Source organism: Photobacterium sp. R1, assembly GCF_054600795.1.
This window is the reverse complement of record NZ_BAAHZP010000242.1, coordinates 1-353: the sequence shown is the minus strand read 5'-3', so window position 1 is coordinate 353 and position 353 is coordinate 1. Positions and strand designations below refer to the sequence as shown.

Annotated in this window: 1 protein-coding gene; it reads left to right on the top strand. The window is 46.2% G+C overall.

Going from position 1 to position 353, the window contains the following annotated elements:
* Positions 1–95: 95 nt before the first annotated feature.
* A partial coding sequence (locus ACYP03_RS24865; protein ID WP_459782506.1) for a precorrin-2 dehydrogenase/sirohydrochlorin ferrochelatase family protein occupies positions 96–353 on the top strand: 258 nt, incomplete at its 3' end.

Here is a 353-nt window from a genome sequence, read left to right as displayed (position 1 = left end):
AAACTTTTGGGAATAAAAAATGAAATTTTAGAATTTCAGGTAATATCCTGCCCCGTCTATAGTGCTGTTACGTACAGAGAGTAAGAGCAGTGACTATGGACTATTTACCTATTTTTGCCGATTTAAAGCGTCGTCCATGCCTGGTGGTAGGCGGGGGAGAAGTGGCCTGGCGTAAAACCCGGATGCTGCTCAAAGCCGGTGCCGACGTTCGTGTCATTGCTCCTGAACTTAATGCCGATTTTCTGCAGGCGTTAAATAACGGCGACATCTCGCATCTTGCTGAGCAATTTATACCAGAGCACCTTGACGGTATTTTTCTGGCTATCGCAGCAACCGATCGCAAAGCCATCAAT